Origin of the sequence: Paraburkholderia sp. PREW-6R, assembly GCF_039621805.1 — a bacterium.
In the GTDB taxonomy this organism is placed as follows: Bacteria; Pseudomonadota; Gammaproteobacteria; order Burkholderiales; family Burkholderiaceae; genus Paraburkholderia.
Genome location: NZ_CP155073.1, coordinates 2,813,310 through 2,832,613 on the forward strand (window position 1 = coordinate 2,813,310; position 19,304 = coordinate 2,832,613).

Genomic DNA, 19,304 nt, shown 5'->3' on the forward strand with positions numbered 1-19,304 from the left:
GCGACACTCACCCGCCGCTCAAACTTCTGGCGGCGGCACGGGAACGAACATGACTATCTGCACATCTTCTTCCATTCGGACTATGACCGTCGGCTCTGGCTTCTCACCAGATCTGCTGACCTCGCGTTGTCTTTCATGCGGCAAAGACACCTGCTACGCGAGCGCTCGCGGGCTCACCGGCTCACGCTTTCGCGCTGCCGGCATACCGCCGGTGGGGAATTTCGCCCCGCCCTGAAGACGCACTGATTGCCGGACAAACCGGCCGGCAAAGGATACAACAGTCGCGCTGCGCGTGCAGCGCAACCCTGACGGATCAGACAGGCACGCCGCATTCACGGTGTGCCATCGCGACGCGGGCGATCAAACCTGCGCAGGTTCGCGCGCGGGTTCATGCGGCGCTGACTGGGCGGCCTGCTGTTGAACCTGCTGCGCAACCTGCTGTGCAGCCTGAGGTGAGGCATCGTGCGCCCGGTCGTGAGATGCGGGCACATCCCAGCGCGGCGGCGTTTCCGCTTTCAGCGTCACGCGGAAAGCGCGCGCTTCGGTATCGCCAGGATTGCGCAGGCTGTGCGGTTGATCGGCGTCGAACACGATGGCGTCGCCGGTCGCGAGCAACTGCCGCTGGTCGTGCACGCTGACTTCCAGCGTACCCTCGCTCACCACCAGATTGACCGTCGTACCGGGCGCGCGGCGCGTGCCGGCCTCGGTATGCAAGGGTGCGATGCGCAGTTCGTGGAATTCGGCGGCAGTCGGCTCGGCGTCGGGGTAAAGCGGACGCGCCGAATAACGCCCATTCGAACTGACGACGCGCGACGAACGATCCGCCGGCAAATGCTCGAAGCCATTATTCGCGTGGCGCCGCAGGAAGGCCGCGACGGATACCTTCAATGCCGCCGCCACCTTGCACAGGACTTTGATGGACGGCACGCTGCGCGCCGATTCTATCTGCGCCAGCATCGCACGGGACACGCCGGAAGCGCGAGCGAGCGCATCGAGTGAAAGCTGCCGTTCGGCGCGCAGACGGGCCAGATTCACGCCGACCAGATGTTCCAGCGCGTCGAAGGGTTCGGCGGTACGCGCCGGCGTGTCGGCGTCAGCGGCGGGATCGCGCACCAGCGCAAGCGGGGAATGCATGATTGCCTCCAGAAGCACCGCCGCAAGGCGGGCAAGCGATGAGTGGAAGCAAGATAGCATCGCGCCCTGCCGCGCCCAACGAAGTTATCTTCACACTGAAATCTGTTCTGCTCGCATAGAAGCCCTCGCGTTGTTGCGGATAGTTGTCGCGGATAGTTGTCGCGGATGGTTGTCGCGGATGGGCAGGCCCACACCCGCTTCATGACGCCCGCTGCGCGGTCCTCACTGCCGGCGCGTCCATCCTTGCCGCAAACCAGGTCAGCAGCAACGCCGCCACACTGACGGCTGCCGCAACCCAAGGCAGCGTGTCGAGCGAATGGCCGTGGTCGATCACGAGCCCGCCTAGCCACGCGCCCGCCGCATTGCCGACGTTGAACGCGCCGATGTTCAGCGTCGACGCCAGATTCGGCGCGGCCGCGGCCTTTTCGACCACGCGCATCTGCAACGGCGGCACGGTAGCGAACGCGGCGATACCCCATACGAAAACCGTGATCGCCGCGGCAACCTGCGAATGACTGGTGCGCGCGAAGAGCGCCATCACCACCGCGAGCGCGACCAGAATGCCCATTAGCGACGGCATCAACGCGCGGTCCGCGAGCTTGCCGCCAATCGTATTGCCGATCGTCAGTCCGACGCCGAACAGCACGAGTATCAGCGTCACGGCGTGCGGCGAGAAGCCGCTCACCTGCTCCAGAATCGGCGCAATGTAAGTGAACACCACGAACACGCCGCCAAAGCCTAGCACCGTCATGCCGAGCGCGGTCCAGACTTGCAGGTCCTTGAGCACGCGCACTTCATGGCCGAGCCCGACGGGACCGGCGTCGTGCCGGTTCGGCACCAGCGCCGTCACGCCGGCGAGCGACAGCACGCCGAACGCGCTGACAATCCAGAACGCCGCGCGCCAGCCGAATTCCTGCCCGACGAACGTGCCGAACGGCACGCCGAGCACGTTCGCGAGCGTGAGGCCGGTGAACATCAGCGCAATCGCGCTTGCGCGCTTTTCAGCGGGCACGAGCGACGCCGCGACCACCGCGCCAATGCCGAAAAACGAACCGTGCGCGAACGAGGTCACCACTCGTGCGACCATCAGCACCGAATAGCTCGACGCGATCGCGCACAACGTATTGCCGACGATGAACACGCCCATCAGCAGTTGCAACGCGAGCTTGCGCGGCATTCTGCTCGTGACCACCGCGAGCAGCGGCGCGCCGACCGCAACGCCGAGCGCGTAGCCGCTCACCAGCAAGCCGGCGGACGGAATGGACACGGCCAGATCGCGCGCGACGTCGGGCAGCAAGCCCATGATCACGAACTCGGTCGTCCCGATCGCGAAAGCGCTGATCGCCAGCGCCAGTAAGGGTATGGGCATTCTTCTACTCCAGGTTGTCAGGATAGGCCGTGCCCCGCTGCCGTCACGGATGGGACGATGACGCCTGCCGCAACGGCGACCCGCGGCTGCCTGTCGGCCGTTGCCGTTCCGCTGGCAGCACGTCGTCGAGCGGATGCGGCGCCGCGACTGCGCTTACCGATCTAACAGCGCCTGCCGCCTAGCCGCGCCGACGAACAGCGCGTGATCGAGTCACATGAGCCCGTCGGCGTAGCGGTATTAGGGTTTTCGAGCATTGAATTGTGGAGGCTCGCCAAGCTTTTGAGAATGGGCGTAGCATTTGAAGCATTCTCAAATTTTTTTTGAAAATGCCGACAATGGACAATCTTGGCGACATCCGGCTTTTTGTCGAAACCGCGCAACTGGGCAGCCTCTCCGCGGCCGGCCGCAAGATGTCGCTGACGCCGGCCGCCGCGAGCGCCAGGCTGGCGAGGCTCGAAGCCGGGCTGAAAACGCGGCTGTTCGAGCGCACCACCCGCCGGCTGCGCCTGACAGACGAAGGCCGGCTGTACCTGAATTGCTGCCGCCAGGCGCTGCAATCGCTGGACGACGCCGAGGCCGCGCTGCAGGCAGGACAAGGCGCCGTGCGCGGCAAGGTGCGCATTTCGGCGACGTCGGACTTTGGCCGCAATCTGCTGATGCACTGGCTCGACGAGTTCAACGCGCACTATCCGGAGGTGAGCTTCGCCCTCACCTTGTCGGATTCGCTGTCCAATCTCGTGCAGGAAGATATTGACCTTGCGATCCGCTTCGGCGTGCCGCAGGACAGTTCGCTGGCCGCCCGCCGGCTGGCGCCGAACCGGCGCGTGCTGTGCGCGTCGCCGGACTACATTGCCCGTAGGGGCGAGCCGAAAGATCCGCTGGATCTCGCCAATTTCGACTGCATCGTGCTGGGTACGGCGTCCGGGCCCGCCAACGAATGGCGTTTCACGCGCGGCGACCAGGTGCAGCACTACACGGTGCCGCTCGACACCGCGCGCGAAACGAACGACGGCGCCGTGGCCCGCGAATGGGCCGTGCGCGGCTATGGCATCGTGATCAAATCGATGTGGGACGTGCAGGCCGATCTGCGCGCGGACGGCTTGAAGATCCTGCTGCCCGACTGGCGCTACCCGGACGCGCCGCTGCACGCGCTTTATCACCGCAACCGTTTCATGGCGCCGCGCGTGCGGGTGCTGCTGGACTTTCTGGCCGAGCGTTTCGCGCAGGTTTCGGGCGAACTGGAGCGGCTGCTGGACCTGCCGCCCGACGAAAGCGCCCCCGCACCCGCCTCCGAACCGCACGGAAATGAAGGGCTATAATATTCAGCTACGCTGCGGACGTGCTCCTGAATATGCCTCTGCTGGCTCCATTGAAACGCACTTGGAAGCCTGCCCGAAGGCGCACTCAGAGGAACTAAATGCAGACCTGCACGCCGCTTCACGGCCGGCCCGCATCCCGCATCTACGTTCGGCCCCACTTCACCTTTAAAAGACGCCCCCAGGTTAACCACTGCGACCGGCGAAATTCGATGACCAAGAAAGTTTATGTAAAGACCTTTGGCTGCCAGATGAACGAGTACGACTCCGACAAGATGGTCGACGTACTCGGCGCGGCTGACGGACTCGTCAAGACCGACACGCCCGAAGACGCGGACGTGATTCTGTTCAACACCTGCTCGGTGCGTGAAAAAGCCCAGGAAAAAGTATTCTCCGACCTCGGCCGCGTGCGCGAGCTGAAAGAAGCGAAGCCGGACCTGATCATCGGCGTGGGCGGCTGCGTGGCGAGTCAGGAAGGCGCGTCGATCGTGGCCCGCGCTCCGTACGTCGACCTGGTATTCGGTCCGCAAACGCTGCACCGTTTGCCGCAGATGATCGACAAGCGCCGCGAGAGCGGCCGCGCGCAGGTCGACATCACGTTCCCGGAAATCGAAAAATTCGACCACCTGCCGCCGGCGCGCGTCGATGGCCCAAGCGCGTTCGTGTCGATCATGGAAGGCTGCAGCAAGTACTGCAGCTATTGCGTCGTGCCCTACACGCGCGGTGAAGAAGTGTCGCGCCCGCTCGACGACGTACTGACCGAAGTCGCCGGACTCGCCGACCAGGGCGTGCGCGAAGTCACGCTGCTCGGCCAGAACGTCAATGCCTATCGCGGCGCGCTCACGCTGGGTTCGTCGGATATCGCCGATTTCGCCACGCTGATCGAATATGTCGCGGAGATTCCGGGCATTGAACGGATTCGCTACACCACGTCGCATCCGAAAGAATTCACACAGCGTCTGATTGACACCTACGCGAAGGTGCCAAAGCTCGTGAGCCACCTGCATCTGCCGGTGCAACACGGCTCCGACCGTATCCTGATGGCAATGAAGCGCGGCTACACGGTGCTCGAATACAAGTCGGTAATTCGCAAGCTACGTGCGATCCGCCCGGATCTGTCGCTGTCCACCGACATGATCGTGGGCTTTCCCGGCGAGACGGAAGAAGACTTCGACAAGATGATGGCGCTCGTCCACGAGATGAAATACGACACGAGCTTCTCGTTCATTTACAGCCCGCGTCCCGGCACGCCGGCTGCGAACCTGCACGACGACACGCCGCGCGAAGTCAAGCTCAGGCGCCTGCAACATCTGCAAGCCACGATCGAAGAAAACGTGCAGCGCATCAGCGATTCAATGGTGGGCAAGATCGAGCGCATTCTGGTCGAGCGGCCGGCCCGCAAAGACCCGAACGAGCTCGCGGGCCGCACGCAAAACAACCGCGTGGTGAATTTCCCGGCGCCGGTCGCGTCGCACGCGCGGTTGATCGGGCAGATGGTGGACGTGAAAATCGTCCATGCGTACCCACATTCACTACGTGGCGAGCTGGTACTGGTGCACGACGACGCACCGGCGACGACGCACTGAGCGAGCCACTGCACATCGTAACCGTCAGCAACCGACAGGATCGACCCACCGCCTTGAAGACCACTCAGCAGTCTCTGGAATTCACCGCTCCGCGCGACGACAACGCGCGGCTCGCCAACCTCTGCGGCCCGCTGGACGAAAACCTGCGGCAGATCGAGCAGGCCCTCGACGTGACGCTGCAACGCCGCGGCCATCGCATCACAATTCGCGGACGCGGCGCGAAACTCGCGCTGACGGCGCTGGAAAACTTCTACAACAACGCGCGTGAGCCGCTGTCCGTGGATGACATCCAGCTTGCACTCGTCGAAGTGCGTCATCCGGCGCGCCATCGCTCGAATGGCAACGGCAACGGCAATGGCACGGGCGGCGAAGCGGACGATCCGCACTTTGCGGGCAATCCCGACCACCCGTTCGACCAGCCCGCCGATACCGGCGAAGACGATGTCGAAGAACTCGGCCCGAAGCTCTACACTCGCCGCGCCGATCTGCGCGGGCGCACCCCCGCGCAGCGCGAGTATCTGAAGCAGATCGTGTCGCACGACGTCACATTCGGTATCGGCCCTGCAGGCACCGGCAAGACCTATCTCGCGGTAGCGTGCGCGGTGGACGCGCTCGAACGCGATCAGGTCAAGCGGATCGTGCTCACGCGGCCGGCTGTCGAGGCCGGCGAGCGTCTCGGTTTCCTGCCGGGCGACCTCGCACAGAAGGTCGATCCGTACCTGCGTCCGCTGTACGACGCGCTGTACGATCTGCTCGGCTTCGACAAAACCGCGAAGATGTTCGAGCGGCAGATGATCGAAATCGCGCCGCTCGCCTACATGCGGGGCCGCACGCTGAATCACGCCTTCATCATTCTCGACGAGGCGCAGAACACCACGCCCGAACAGATGAAGATGTTTCTCACGCGCATCGGCTTCGGCTCGAAGGCAGTGGTGACGGGCGACACGACCCAGGTCGACCTGCCGCGCGGTCACAAGAGCGGGCTGATCGAAGCGCAGCAGGTGCTGTCGGACGTGCGCGGCATCGCGCTCACGCGCTTTACCAGCGCCGACGTGGTGCGCCACCCGCTGGTCGCGCGAATTGTGGAGGCCTATGATGCGCATTCGCAGAAAACCGCCAATCCCGCGGATGCGCGCTAGTACGCGTTGAAGGTCACTGACCGAGCTATCGCCAGTCATCCAGCACATCCCGCAACCTGCCCACCACGCATGAGCCGCACCCCGAAACTGACGTTGAATCTGCAATTCCCCGCCGCCAGGGCCTGGCCGGAACACAAGGCGCTGCTGCCGCGCGCCACCGTGGCCGGCTGGATCAAGGCGGCACTCTTTGCGGATGGGGAATTGACGGTGCGCTTCGTCGATGCCGAAGAAGGCCGCACGCTGAACCGCACTTACCGCGGCAAAGACTACTCCACCAACGTGCTGACCTTCGCGTACGCGGAATCGGAAGAGGATCCGGTCAGCGGCGACCTGATCCTCTGTTGCCCGGTGGTCGAGAAAGAGGCCGCCGAGCAGGGCAAGCCGCTCATTGCACACTACGCGCATCTGCTGGTGCACGGCACGCTCCACGCTCAAGGCTACGATCACGAAGTCGACGAAGAGGCCGAGGAAATGGAAGCGCTCGAAACCGAAATCCTCGTCAAACTCGGTTTCCCCGATCCGTATCAATAGCCGATCCACTCTCTTCAAAGCCCACCGTGAGCACTTTCGTCCCAGAAGCCGACAGCCGGACGCCCTGCCCGGATTACCCGCCAGCGCTTGGCGAATCGCGGCTGCTCACGGACGAGGAATTGCGCGCGTCGCTCGATTGCACGCTGCGTGACTGGGACCGTAAGAGCGATCTCTGGCTGTTCGGCTATGGCTCGCTGATCTGGAATCCCGGTCTGCCGACGGTCGAAGCCATGCGTTCGAAGGTGCACGGCTACCATCGCGGACTGTATCTGTGGTCGCGCGTGAATCGCGGTACGCCGGAACAGCCCGGGCTCGTGCTGGCGCTCGATCGCGGCGGCTCGTGCACCGGCATCGCGTTCCGGCTCGCGGCCGAGGGCTCCGCGCCGCATCTGGAAGCGCTGTGGCGCCGCGAAATGGCGATGGGTTCCTATCGCCCGGCGTGGCTGCCCTGCGTGCTCGCGGACGGACGGCGTGTCGACGCGCTCGCTTTCGTGATGCGCCGCGACGTGCCGACCTACACCGGCAAACTGCGCGACGACGTCGTCAAAACCGTGTTCGGCTGTGCGTGCGGCCGCTACGGCACCACGCTCGACTACGTGAGCCGCACGGTCCAGGCGCTGCGCGAAAGCGGCATGCCCGACCGCGCGCTCGAGGCGCTGCTCGAACGTTGTCGCGAAGAAAGCCTTCAGCCGGACAGCGCGGAAAAAGCCCGCGTCGCCAGTCGCGAAACCGGACAGAAGTAAGCGCCACGCGCCGCCCTTTTTTTCCCAAAAACGCTTTTCGGCGCGTAATAAGTTAGGATGGAACCACGCCGGCCGCCCTCGGCGACGCGGGTTCACCCTGGTTTTATCCCGCTTCATTTATCGCCCAGCCATGCGGGACACGGTTCCGCCATGTGCGTGGTGTATCCTTAACGCTCTGCAACAGCGCGCCCAGTCTTGCCGGGCGCACTACCATGAACGACACGTATCCCAGTCGACGCCAACACGACAAACCGCAGGAAAAGCGCTCACTCCTCGAGCGTCTGACCGACTTCATCTCGCCCGAGCCCGACTCACGCGCCGAGCTTCTGGAAATACTGCAGGACGCGCACGAGCGCAACCTGATCGACGCCGACTCGCTGTCGATGATCGAAGGCGTATTCCAGGTATCCGAACTCAGCGCACGCGACATCATGGTGCCGCGCGCGCAAATGGACGCGATCAACATCGCGGATAGTCCCGCCGAGTTCATTCCGTTCGTGCTGGAAAAGGCGCACTCGCGCTACCCGGTGTACGAAGGCAACCGCGACAACATCATTGGCGTGCTGCTGGCCAAAGACCTGCTGCGCTACTACGCCGAAGAAGAATTCGACGTGCGCGGCATGCTGCGCCCCGCTGTCTTCATTCCCGAATCGAAACGTCTGAACGTGCTGCTGCACGACTTCCGGGTGAATCGCAATCACCTCGCGGTGGTGGTCGACGAATACGGCGGCGTGGCCGGCCTGATCACGATCGAGGACGTGCTGGAGCAGATCGTCGGCGATATCGAGGACGAATACGATTTCGACGAGGAAAGCGGCAACATCATCGCCTCGCCGGACGGCCGTTTCCGCGTTCGCGCGCTGACCGAGATCGAACAGTTCAACGAGGCTTTCGGCACGCATTATTCGGACGACGAAGTCGACACGATCGGCGGACTCGTCACGCATCACTTCGGACGCGTTCCGCATCGGGGCGAAAAAGTGCGTCTCGACGATCTTATTTTCGAGATTCTGCGCGGCGACGCCCGTCAGATTCATATGCTGCTGGTGCGCCGCGACCCGCTCGCCGGCCAGCGCGAACGCGAAGCCCAGCACGTGCAGACCTGATCCGCTCGTTGCCTTCGCCTTTCCAACTCCTCACGCCGACCGCGCAACAATGGCCGACCCGATCACTTCCCGTTCGCGCCGCGGCGTGACTGCGCCCGCCGCCGAGAACGCGCGCGGCCGCACGCTTCCCCGCTGGCATTACCTCGTCGCCCTGATGACCGGCGCGGCGAATACGCTTTCGTTCGCGCCGACGCCGCATGGCGGCTGGCTCGAACTGGCGATTTTCGCGTTCTTTTTCTTCTGGCTGACGCGCACGACCGGCTGGAAAAGCGCCGCGCTGACAGGCGGCGCTTTCGGCTTCGGCAACTACGTGACCGGCGTGTGGTGGCTGTACGTCAGCATGCACGACTACGGCGGCATGGCCGCGCCGCTCGCGGGCGCGGCCGTCGTGCTGTTTTCGTTGTATCTGGCCGTGTATCCGGCGCTGGCCGCAGGCGTCTGGTCCTTCTGCGCCGGGCACACGCGCGCCAGCACCGCCGTGGCCGACGACATCCCTTTTTCTCCTACGTGGCACGGCGCGCTGGCCTTCGCAAGCGCCTGGGCGATCGGCGAATGGCTGCGCGGCACGGTGTTCACCGGCTTTCCATGGTTGGCGAGCGGCTACGCGCAGGTGGACGGCCCGTTTGCCGGATTTGCGCCGGTGGCTGGCGTGTACGGCGTCGGCTGGATGCTGGCGCTCGCTGCGGCGCTAATTGTGCAGGCGTTGACCGCGGCGCTGCGGGCGCGTGAGGCGCGCGGCGCGGCGATGGAGCGCGCAAGCCACGCTCGACGCGACGCGGCGGCGCGCCCGGCAGTGAGCAGCGCGGCAGTGCCGGCCGGCGTCGCGATTGCGCTGATCGCGGCGGGTTTGCTGCTGCCGCTCGTGCAATGGACCGTGCCGGCGAATGCGCCGCTCACGGTGCGTCTGCTGCAAGGTGACGTGAAGCAGGAGATGAAGTTCGAGGAGGCCGGCATGCGCGCCGCGATCGACCAGTATCAGCAAATGATTACGTCGAAACCCGCCGATCTGATCGTCACGCCGGAAACCGCGATTCCGGTGCTTGCGCAGCAATTGCCCGCGCCGTTCGCGTCGGCGGTGCGACGCTTTTCCGACTCGACCGGCAGCGCGATCCTGTTTGGCGCGATCGGCGGCACGATTACCCCCGAAGGCCAGGTCACGGACTACACGAATAGCCTGTTCGGCGTCACGCCCGGCACGCGCGATATTTACCGCTACGATAAACACCATCTGGTGCCGTTCGGCGAATTCGTGCCGTGGGGGTTCCGCTGGTTCGTCAATCTGATGAGCATTCCGCTCGGCGATTTCTTCCGCGGGCCGCCAGTGCAGAAGCCGTTCATCGTGCATAACCAGCCGGTCGCCGTCGACATCTGCTACGAGGATATTTTCGGCGAAGAGATTGCCCGCACGATCCGCGAAAGCGAGACGCCTGCCGGCGTGCTGGTGAATTCCACCAATCTCGCGTGGTTCGGCGACACGATCGCGCTGGATCAGCATCTGCAGATCGCCCGCATGCGTTCGCTCGAAACCGGCCGGCCGATGCTGCGCGCCACGAACACCGGCACCACAGCGGCGATCGATTCGAACGGCAAGGTGCTCGGCCGTCTGGCGCCCTACACGATCGGCTCGCTCGACGTCACCGTGCAAGGCACGTCGGGCAGCACGCCTTATGTGACGAGCGGCAACAACACGGTGCTCGCGGTGTCGTTATTTTTGCTGGCTTTCGGTTTTGCCTTTGGGCCCGGCATCACGCGGCGCCGCCGCGCCGCGGCGTCCAACGACAGCGCGCAATAAAGCGCATCAACGAAAAAACGCGCGCTCCGGTTTCCCGGGAGCGCGCGTTCTGCTTTCTGGCGAGCGGCTCAGCCTGCTTCAGGCCGACGGCAGCGTATCGGCAAAGGACTGACGTTGCGACAGTTTCTGGAAATGCTTGTCCAGATTCGGATACGGTTCACGCCAGTTCAGCTCCGGCATGCGGAAATCGAGGTAGCCGAGCGCGCAGCCCACCGCAATGTCGGCAAGCGTGTAGTGATTGCCGGCACACCAGTTCTTGCTGCCCAGCCCCTGTGACATGGCGATCAGGCCTTCGTCGATCTTGCGCTGCTGGCGCGCGACCCATGCTTCCACGCGCTGTTCGGGCGTGCGTTGCGTGCCTTCCAGACGGATCAGCACCGCCGCGTCCAGCACGCCGTCGGCAAGCGCCTCCCAGCAGCGCACCTCGACGCGCTCACGGCCCGACGGCGGAATCAGCTTGCCGACCGGCGACAGCGTGTCGACGTATTCGCAGATCACGCGCGAGTCGAATACGGCTTCGCCATCTTCCATGACGAGGCACGGCACCTTGCCGAGCGGGTTGAAGGTATGAATGCGCGTGTCCGGCGACCAGACATTTTCGGGCACGAGTTCGTAGTCGATCTTCTTGTCGGCGAGAACGATACGAGCCTTGCGCACGAACGGGCTGCCGAGCGATCCGATAAGTTTCAACATTCCATCTGCCTTTTTCTGAATCCGGCGCAAGTATAAGTGCTTGACGGCGTTCACGAACATGCTGCCGCGCGTTTCGCGAACCGGGCGCGGACGCGCTGTGGATGGTTTGCAACATTGCCGCGAATGTGGCGCGCCGTCTAGCTGACCAAACGGCCAGACGGCGTCCGGCACAACGCGGGCCCAGCCTGATCCCGTCACGAACCGACGCAGTCCCAGCGCAAATTCGGCGCAAAATAGGAGTTTGCAATGGGCGCTACAATCGCACGATGAACCAGCCGAACGAACCCACCATCGCCATCGACGTCTACCGCAAGCGCCGTGAGCGCGTGCTCGCTGCGCTGCGCGCCGTGGGCGGCGGCGTCGCCATCGTCCCCACCGCGCCGGAGGCGTTGCGAAACCGGGACGCCGACTATCCGTACCGGCACGACAGCTACTTCTATTATCTGACGGGGTTCACCGAACCAGAGGCTTTACTTGTGCTCGACGCAAGCGCCGCACCCGGCGAGCCGGCGTCGATCCTGTTCTGCCGCGAAAAAAATGTCGAGCGCGAGACGTGGGAAGGCTTTCGCTTCGGGCCGGAAGGCGCGCGCGAAGCGTTCGGCTTCGACACCGCGTTTGCGATCGGCGAAGCAGATACTCAGGTGCCACGCATTCTTGCGGACAAGCCGGCGCTCCATTACGCGCTCGGCAGTTCGGCGGAACTGGACGACCAGGTGCGCGGCTGGCTCGACGCCGTGCGTGCGCAAAGCCGTGGTGGCGTGGCCGCGCCCACGGCGGCGCGCGATCTGATTCCGCTGCTCGATGACATGCGACTCGTGAAGGACGACCACGAACTCGCGATCATGCGCCGTGCCGGCCAGATATCCGCACACGCGCACCGTCGCGCGATGGCCGCGTGTCATCCGGGCGTGCGCGAGTATGAACTCGAAGCCGAATTGCTCTACACGTTCCGCAAGTTCGGCGCGCAGGCGCCGGCGTACACGTCGATCGTCGCGGCGGGCGCAAATGCGTGCGTGCTGCACTATCCGGCCGGCAATGCAATTGCGCAGGACGGCGATCTGATCCTGATCGACGCTGCGTGCGAACTGGACGGTTACGCGTCCGACATCACCCGAACGTTTCCCGCGAGCGGCCGCTTCACGCCGGCGCAACGCGAGCTGTACGACATCGTGCTGGCTGCGCAGCAGGCCGCCGTAGACGCCACACGCGCCGGCGCCACTTTCGACGATCCGCACCAGGCTGCCGTGCGCGTGCTGGCGCAAGGCCTGCTCGACACGGGCATTGTGGATCGCGCCAGATTCGCTTCGGTCGACGACGTCATCGCCGGGCGCGCCTACACGCCGTTCTACATGCACCGCACCGGCCACTGGCTCGGCATGGACGTGCACGATTGCGGCGACTACCGCGAACGGGGCGCGCCACGCGACGAAACCGGCGCGCTGCCGTGGCGTACGCTGCAGCCATCCATGACGTTGACCATTGAGCCGGGCCTGTACATCCGGCCGGCGGAGGGCGTGCCCGAGCGCTACTGGAACATCGGCATCCGCATCGAGGACGACGCAATCGTCACGGCCGACGGCTGTGAATTGATGACCCGCGACGTGCCGGTCGCCGCCGACGAGATCGAAGCGTTGATGCAGGAAGCGCGCGCGGCACACGGAACAAGGAAGTAACCGCCATGAACGACGTCGCCCCGTCGACCATCATCCTGAAGCACGCGGCTCGGGCCCATCCGTTCGATTTCGACGTCACGATTGTCGGCGCCGGGCCGGTCGGGCTGGCGCTCGCTGGCTGGCTCGCGCGCCGCAGCGCGACGCGAGCGCTCAAAGTGGCCCTCGTCGATGCCCGCGAACCGGAAGACTCGATCGCCGATCCCCGCGCGATCGCCGTGTCGCAGGGCAGCCGTATGATCCTGGAGCCGTTGCGCTGGCCCGCGGACGCGACGGCGATTCACCGCATCCACGTATCGCAGCGCGGGCATTTCGGCCGCACGTTGATCGATCACAGCGAGCATGGGTTGCCGGCGCTCGGCTACGTGGTGCGCTACGGTTCGATCGTGCATGGGCTCGCCGACGCCGTGCACGCCACGGACGTGCACTGGTTTCGCTCGACTTCCGCGTTTGCGCCAACCCAGGAAGACGACGGCGTCACGCTGCCGATCGAAACGGCGGGCGTTGCGCGCCAGTTGCGCACGCGCATTCTGGTGAACGCGGAAGGCGGCCTGTTCGGTGATCAGAAACTCACCCGAAGCGAGGCCGATACGCAGCGCGAAGACAACGGAGACACCCGCGACTACGGGCAGACCGCACTGGTCGGCACGGTGAGCGTGTCCGCGCCGCAACCGCACGTTGCGTGGGAGCGTTTCACGTCGCAAGGACCGATTGCGCTGCTGCCAATGGGCGGCGTGCGCGGCGGCGACTACGCGCTCGTCTGGTGCTGCGCGCCGGACGAAGCGGCGCGTCGCGCACAACTGCCGGACGAGGCCTTCCTGCGCGAACTCGGCGCCGCGTTCGGCGACCGCATGGGCCGCTTCACGCAGATTCGCGGACGCGCGTCGTTTCCGCTCGGCCTGAATGCGGTGGATACGCTCGTGAAGGGGCATGTCGTTGCGATCGGCAATGCGGCGCAAACGCTGCATCCGGTTGCCGGCCAGGGGTTGAACCTTGGTTTGCGCGACGCGCACGCGCTCGCCGACGCCCTCTCCGCGGACGGCCCGACACCACTCGCGCTCGCCACGTTCGCGCAACGCCGCGCGCTGGATCGTCGCATGACGATCGGCGCCACCGACACGCTCGCACGCCTTTTCACCGTCGACTTCGCACCGCTTGCCATCATGCGCGGGCTTGCGCTGACCGCGCTCGAATTCGTGCCGCCGGTCAAGACCGCGCTCGCCCGCCAGATGATGTTCGGACAGCGACGCTAGACCCTTCCCCACCGCCGCGCGGCCTGTTTTTTTGACAACGAGGCACGCGCGGTGAAATAAGCGCCGATTATATGAATCTGCCCACTTTCATAGAAGATTTAATGAGTTACGACGGTCACATGTCGGGTGTCGGCTAACTGTTAACGCTAAAATAGCGGTTTTCTCTCGCACTTCGCGAACGTTCCGATTGCACACTTGCCCGATCGGTCGCGCGCGTCAACGTCATGCCTACTCTCGGCTCCCACAATCTGCGCAATAACCTCTTCGTCGCCCCGATGGCCGGCGTGACCGACCGGCCGTTCCGTCAACTATGCAAACGGCTGGGCGCAGGCTATGCGGTGTCGGAAATGGTCGCCTCGAACGCGCAGCTGTGGAAAAGCGAAAAGACCATGCGGCGTGCCAATCATACGGGCGAAGTCGAGCCGATCGCCGTGCAGATCGCCGGCGCCGATCCGGCCATGATGGCCGAAGCGGCCCGCTACAACGTAGCCAACGGCGCGCAGATCATCGACATCAACATGGGCTGTCCGGCCAAGAAAGTCTGCAACGTGGCCGCGGGTTCCGCGCTGTTGCAGAACGAGCCGCTGGTGCAGCGCATTGTCGAGGCCGTGGTGGGTGCGGTCGGCGTCGGGCCCGACGCCGTGCCGGTCACGCTGAAAATCCGCACCGGCTGGAATCGCGAGAACAAGAATGCGCTGAACGTGGCGCGTCTGGCCGAAGCGGCCGGCATTTCCATGTTGACCGTGCACGGCCGCACGCGTGCCGACCTGTATCACGGCGACGCCGAATACGAAACCATCGCCGCCGTGAAAGCGGCAGTGCGGATTCCGGTGGTCGCCAACGGCGACATTACGTCGCCCCAGAAGGCTCGCGAGGTGCTCGCCGCGACCGGCGCCGACGCGATCATGATCGGCCGCGCGGCGCAGGGGCGCCCGTGGCTGTTCCGCGAGATCGGGCATTTCCTGCAGACGGGCGAACTGCTGCCGCCGCCGCGCATCGACGAAATCCAGCAGGTGATGAACGAGCATCTCGAAGACCACTATGCGTTCTACGGGGAATTTACCGGTGTTCGCACTGCGCGCAAGCACATCGGCTGGTACACTCGCGGCCTTTCTGGCGCCAACGTGTTCCGGCATCGCATGAATACGCTGGACACCACGCGCGAACAACTCCTCGCCGTCAACGAATTCTTCGACGCGCAGAAGGCGATCTCCGACCGCCTCGTCTACGTCGACGAATCGCCCAACAACAAGGGCGAGGGCCCAACCGACCTTCTGGCAGCATGAGCAAGAACAATATCGAACAATCAGTCCGCGACAGCCTGGGGATGTACTTTCAGGACCTCGACGGCTCAAATCCGCACGACGTCTACGACATGGTCATTTCGTGCGTGGAAAAACCCTTGCTCGAAGTGGTGCTCGAGCAGGCAGGCGGCAATCAGTCGCTCGCCGCCGAGTATCTCGGCATCAACCGCAATACGCTGCGCAAGAAACTGCAACAGCACGGGCTTCTGTAGGCTGCCGTCTCTCGCTGTGGTCCGTTGCCGTTTTTCGCGCCCCGCCACGTTTTCCTTCGGCTTTTCGTCTTCATCATGATCAAGCAAGCGCTCATCTCCGTTTCCGACAAGTCCGGCATTGTCGACTTCGCCAAGTCGCTGTCGGACCTCGGCGTCAAGATCCTGTCGACCGGCGGCACCGCGAAACTGCTCGCGGACGCGGGTCTTTCCGTCACCGAAGTCGCGGATTACACCGGCTTCCCGGAAATGCTGGACGGGCGTGTGAAGACGCTGCATCCGAAGGTGCACGGCGGCATCCTCGCGCGTCGCGATCTGCCGGAACATATGGCGGCGCTCGAGAAACACGATATTCCGACCATCGATCTGCTGGTCGTGAACCTGTATCCGTTCGTGCAGACGGTCACCAAAGAAGAATGCTCGCTGGAAGACGCGATCGAGAATATCGATATCGGTGGCCCGACCATGCTGCGTTCGGCGGCAAAAAATCACCGTGACGTGACGGTGGTCGTCGATCCGGCGGACTATGCAATCGTGCTCGACGAAATGCGCGCGAACGCCAACGCGGTGTCGTACAAGACGAATTTTCGCCTCGCCACCAAAGTGTTCGCGCACACCGCGCAGTACGACGGCGCGATCACGAACTATCTGACGAGCCTGACCGACGAGTTGCAGCACGCGTCGCGCAACACGTACCCGGCCACGTTCAACCTGGCATTCGACAAGGTGCAGGACCTGCGCTACGGCGAGAATCCGCATCAGAGCGCCGCGTTCTATCGCGACCTGGTCGTGCCGGCCGGCGCGTTGGCCAACTACAACCAGTTGCAGGGCAAGGAACTGTCGTACAACAACATCGCGGATTCCGACGCGGCATGGGAATGCGTGAAGACGTTCGACGTGCCGGCCTGCTTGATCGTCAAGCACGCGAATCCATGCGGCGTGGCGGTAGGCGCTAACGCGCACGACGCATATTCGAAGGCGTTCCAGACCGATCCGACCTCGGCGTTCGGCGGCATCATCGCGTTTAACCGCGAAGTGGACGAGACGGCAGCGCAAGCCGTGGCGAAACAGTTCGTCGAAGTGCTGATCGCGCCGTCGTTCAGCGCCGAAGCGCGTCAGGTTTTCGCGGCGAAGCAGAACGTGCGTCTGCTGGAAATTGCTTTGGGCGAAGGCCATAACGCGTTCGATCTGAAACGCGTCGGCGGCGGTCTGCTGGTGCAGTCGCTCGATTCGAAAAACGTGCAGCCGCACGAATTGCGTGTGGTCACGAAGCGTCATCCCACACCGAAGGAAATGGACGACCTGCTGTTCGCGTGGCGCGTCGCGAAGTTTGTGAAGTCGAACGCGATCGTGTTCTGCGGCAATGGCATGACGCTTGGCGTCGGCGCGGGCCAGATGAGCCGCGTGGACTCGGCGCGCATTGCGGGCATCAAGGCGCAGAACGCCGGCTTGACGCTGGCGGGCTCGGCGGTCGCGTCGGACGCGTTCTTCCCGTTCCGCGACGGCCTCGACGTCGTGGTTGCGGCAGGCGCGACCTGCGTGATTCAACCGGGCGGCTCGATGCGCGACGACGAAGTGGTCGGCGCGGCGGACGAGCACAACATCGCGATGGTCATGACCGGCGTGCGGCACTTCCGGCATTGAACGAGATACTCATGGCACGCCGCTCGCGGCGGTAGCCTGAGCCAAACGGTCCGGTGGCTTCCCACCGGGCCGTTTTTTCTTGCGCGGCCTTTTTGTGTGCGCGCTCTTTTTGTGCGAGCGCTAGTCCTGTGGATCTTTACGCGCATACCCGTCGCTGACCTCCGCGTGCTGGCTGATATACGTGCTGAGTCCCTGTCCTTTGCGCGCGAGGCGCTTGAGCGTCCTGACGTGCGTTGCGCCAACGCTCGCCTCCGTGTACCAGTACGACACGCCCGACCTGAATCGAACGCGAATGAAATCGTCGCCAATTTCATAAGCGTCGATGCCCGAGTCGCCACTGACATTGCGATAGCGCTCCATCTGCGATTGCCTCCTTCACACGTGTCTGCCTGTCCCGAGCAGGTTTTATTCCGCCGGCAACGCCACCGTCCGCCCGCTGCGCCGCGCGCGTGTTGTAGTATCGCAGGCACCTGGCTTTAACCGCGTGTGCGGCATTTCATGAGAATTCTCGGCATCGATCCTGGTCTGCGCGTCACGGGCTTTGGCGTGATCGACCAAAGTGGTCACACGCTCCGCTACGTGACGAGCGGCGTCATCAAGACCGCCGACGCGGACCTGCCGTCTCGCCTCGGCACCATCTTCGACGGCATATCGACGCTGATCCGGCAGCACTCGCCCGATCAGTCCGCAATCGAAAAAGTGTTCGTCAACGTCAATCCGCAATCCACGCTGCTGCTGGGTCAGGCGCGTGGCGCCGCGATTTGCGGACTGGTGGCGGGTGGCGTGCCCGTCGCGGAATATACGGCGTTGCAGTTGAAGCAGGCCGTGGTGGGCTACGGCCGCGCGACCAAGGAGCAGATGCAGCAGATGGTGGTGCGCCTGCTCTGCCTTTCCGGCGTACCCAGCACCGACGCCGCGGATGCACTCGGCATGGCGATCTGTCACGCGCACGGCGGCAGCACGCTCGGCACGCTCGGCGACATCGCGCCAGCGCTGGCAAAGAAGGGGTTGCGGGTGAAACGTGGGCGGCTGGTGGGGTGACCCGCCGCCGATCCCCTGCGCTACACTCGCCCTTTCCCTCGAAATTGAATTCGCCATGATCGGTCGCATTGCCGGCGTTCTGCTGGAAAAAAACCCGCCGCATCTGCTCGTCGACTGCAACGGCGTCGGCTACGAAGTCGATGTGCCAATGAGCACGTTCTATAACCTCCCCTCCACCGGCGAACGGATTACATTGCTCACGCAGATGATCGTGCGCGAAGACGCGCATCTGCTGTACGGCTTCGCTACCGCTCAGGAGCGCTCGACCTTCCGCGAATTGCTGAAAATTTCCGGCATCGGCGCGCGCATGGCGCTGGCGGTCCTTTCCGGCATGAGCGTGAGCGAGCTTGCGCAAACTGTCACGATGCAGGACGCTGCTCGCCTCACGCGCGTGCCGGGCATCGGCAAGAAGACGGCGGAGCGGCTGCTCCTCGAACTGAAGGGCAAACTCGGCGCCGACCTGGGCGCAATGGCGGGCGCGGCATCTGCATCCGACCACGCCTCCGACATCCTGAACGCACTGCTCGCATTGGGTTACTCCGAAAAGGAAGCGTTGGCGGCCATCAAGAACGTGCCGGCGGGCACCGGTGTTTCCGACGGCATCAAACTCGCGTTGAAGGCGTTGTCCAAGGGCTGAGGGCTCAGGTTTGCCGGAGGTTTGCCTGACACCCGCGCACCGGCCGTGCCTGCAATGAATCAAGCTTCGCACACGGCGGCGAGCTACGCACCCTGGCCGTTCGGCCGGGTTTTGCAATGCGCGGGGCGCGGTACAAT

Annotated in this window: 17 protein-coding genes, 1 pseudogene and 1 riboswitch; of the genes and pseudogenes, 14 read left to right on the plus strand and 4 right to left on the minus strand. The window is 64.2% G+C overall.

The window, feature by feature from the left end:
* Positions 1–59: 59 nt before the first annotated feature.
* A riboswitch (FMN riboswitch) is annotated at positions 60–243 on the minus strand.
* A gap of 237 nt (positions 244–480) precedes the next feature.
* Together AAGS40_RS12295 and AAGS40_RS12300 are read right to left on the minus strand one after the other, a co-directional pair.
* Positions 481–1,134 (minus strand): annotated as a pseudogene (locus tag AAGS40_RS12295) (XRE family transcriptional regulator); the annotation flags it as partial.
* Between the two features lie 199 nt (positions 1,135–1,333).
* Positions 1,334–2,503 carry an MFS transporter gene (locus tag AAGS40_RS12300; RefSeq protein ID WP_345811675.1) on the minus strand — a complete coding sequence of 390 codons (1,170 nt, stop codon included), beginning with the start codon at positions 2,501–2,503 and terminating at the stop codon, positions 1,334–1,336.
* Between the two features lie 335 nt (positions 2,504–2,838).
* Between AAGS40_RS12300 and AAGS40_RS12305 the strand changes: the two genes are divergently transcribed.
* From AAGS40_RS12305 to lnt, 7 genes are all read left to right on the plus strand, one after another.
* Entirely contained in the window at positions 2,839–3,822 is a 984-nt protein-coding gene (locus AAGS40_RS12305) for a LysR family transcriptional regulator (RefSeq protein ID WP_345811676.1), read from the plus strand.
* Between the two features lie 209 nt (positions 3,823–4,031).
* The gene (gene miaB / locus AAGS40_RS12310; protein ID WP_345811677.1) at positions 4,032–5,405 is read left to right on the plus strand and encodes a tRNA (N6-isopentenyl adenosine(37)-C2)-methylthiotransferase MiaB; all 1,374 of its coding nucleotides are present in this window, start codon (positions 4,032–4,034) and stop codon (positions 5,403–5,405) included.
* Between the two features lie 53 nt (positions 5,406–5,458).
* Positions 5,459–6,544 carry a PhoH family protein gene (locus AAGS40_RS12315; RefSeq protein ID WP_345811678.1) on the plus strand — a complete coding sequence of 362 codons (1,086 nt, stop codon included), beginning with the start codon at positions 5,459–5,461 and terminating at the stop codon, positions 6,542–6,544.
* Positions 6,545–6,613: 69 nt separating this feature from the next.
* Complete coding sequence (gene ybeY, locus AAGS40_RS12320; RefSeq protein ID WP_345811679.1) at positions 6,614–7,075, plus strand: rRNA maturation RNase YbeY; 462 nt, start codon at positions 6,614–6,616, stop codon at positions 7,073–7,075.
* Between the two features lie 26 nt (positions 7,076–7,101).
* A complete protein-coding gene (locus AAGS40_RS12325) occupies positions 7,102–7,818 on the plus strand; it encodes a gamma-glutamylcyclotransferase (RefSeq protein WP_345811680.1) in 717 nt (238 codons plus the stop codon).
* 212 nt (positions 7,819–8,030) lie between these two features.
* Complete coding sequence (locus AAGS40_RS12330) at positions 8,031–8,924, plus strand: transporter associated domain-containing protein (protein WP_345811681.1); 894 nt, start codon at positions 8,031–8,033, stop codon at positions 8,922–8,924.
* Positions 8,925–8,973: 49 nt separating this feature from the next.
* Complete coding sequence (lnt, locus tag AAGS40_RS12335) at positions 8,974–10,716, plus strand: apolipoprotein N-acyltransferase (protein WP_345811682.1); 1,743 nt, start codon at positions 8,974–8,976, stop codon at positions 10,714–10,716.
* Between the two features lie 78 nt (positions 10,717–10,794).
* Here the strand turns inward: lnt and AAGS40_RS12340 are convergent, their stop codons facing one another.
* Positions 10,795–11,409 carry a glutathione S-transferase C-terminal domain-containing protein gene (locus AAGS40_RS12340; RefSeq protein ID WP_345811683.1) on the minus strand — a complete coding sequence of 205 codons (615 nt, stop codon included), beginning with the start codon at positions 11,407–11,409 and terminating at the stop codon, positions 10,795–10,797.
* A 266-nt stretch (positions 11,410–11,675) separates the two neighbouring features.
* Between AAGS40_RS12340 and AAGS40_RS12345 the strand changes: the two genes are divergently transcribed.
* The 5 genes from AAGS40_RS12345 (at position 11,676) to purH (ending at position 17,489) form a co-directional block, all read left to right on the plus strand.
* A complete protein-coding gene (locus AAGS40_RS12345) occupies positions 11,676–13,082 on the plus strand; it encodes an aminopeptidase P N-terminal domain-containing protein (RefSeq protein ID WP_345811684.1) in 1,407 nt (468 codons plus the stop codon).
* A 5-nt stretch (positions 13,083–13,087) separates the two neighbouring features.
* Entirely contained in the window at positions 13,088–14,332 is a 1,245-nt protein-coding gene (locus tag AAGS40_RS12350; protein ID WP_345811686.1) for a UbiH/UbiF/VisC/COQ6 family ubiquinone biosynthesis hydroxylase, read from the plus strand.
* Between the two features lie 224 nt (positions 14,333–14,556).
* Positions 14,557–15,618, plus strand: coding sequence for a tRNA dihydrouridine synthase DusB (dusB, locus tag AAGS40_RS12355; protein ID WP_345811687.1), 1,062 nt, complete (start codon positions 14,557–14,559; stop codon positions 15,616–15,618).
* On the plus strand, positions 15,615–15,848 hold the full coding sequence (locus AAGS40_RS12360; RefSeq protein ID WP_007180440.1) for a Fis family transcriptional regulator: 234 nt from the start codon (positions 15,615–15,617) through the stop codon (positions 15,846–15,848). Before dusB ends, AAGS40_RS12360 begins: the two co-directional genes overlap by 4 nt.
* 75 nt (positions 15,849–15,923) lie before the next feature.
* Positions 15,924–17,489 (plus strand): bifunctional phosphoribosylaminoimidazolecarboxamide formyltransferase/IMP cyclohydrolase, encoded by a 1,566-nt coding sequence (gene purH / locus AAGS40_RS12365; protein WP_345811701.1) that lies wholly within the window; start codon positions 15,924–15,926, stop codon positions 17,487–17,489.
* A 120-nt stretch (positions 17,490–17,609) separates the two neighbouring features.
* Here purH and AAGS40_RS12370 read toward each other — a convergent pair whose 3' ends face one another.
* Positions 17,610–17,849, minus strand: coding sequence for a hypothetical protein (locus tag AAGS40_RS12370; RefSeq protein WP_345811703.1), 240 nt, complete (start codon positions 17,847–17,849; stop codon positions 17,610–17,612).
* 138 nt (positions 17,850–17,987) lie between these two features.
* Between AAGS40_RS12370 and ruvC the strand changes: the two genes are divergently transcribed.
* Together ruvC and ruvA are read left to right on the plus strand one after the other, a co-directional pair.
* Positions 17,988–18,530, plus strand: a complete 543-nt coding sequence (gene ruvC / locus AAGS40_RS12375; protein ID WP_345811704.1) for a crossover junction endodeoxyribonuclease RuvC — start codon at positions 17,988–17,990, stop codon at positions 18,528–18,530.
* A gap of 55 nt (positions 18,531–18,585) precedes the next feature.
* Complete coding sequence (ruvA, locus tag AAGS40_RS12380; protein ID WP_345811705.1) at positions 18,586–19,167, plus strand: Holliday junction branch migration protein RuvA; 582 nt, start codon at positions 18,586–18,588, stop codon at positions 19,165–19,167.
* Positions 19,168–19,304: the final 137 nt, after the last annotated feature.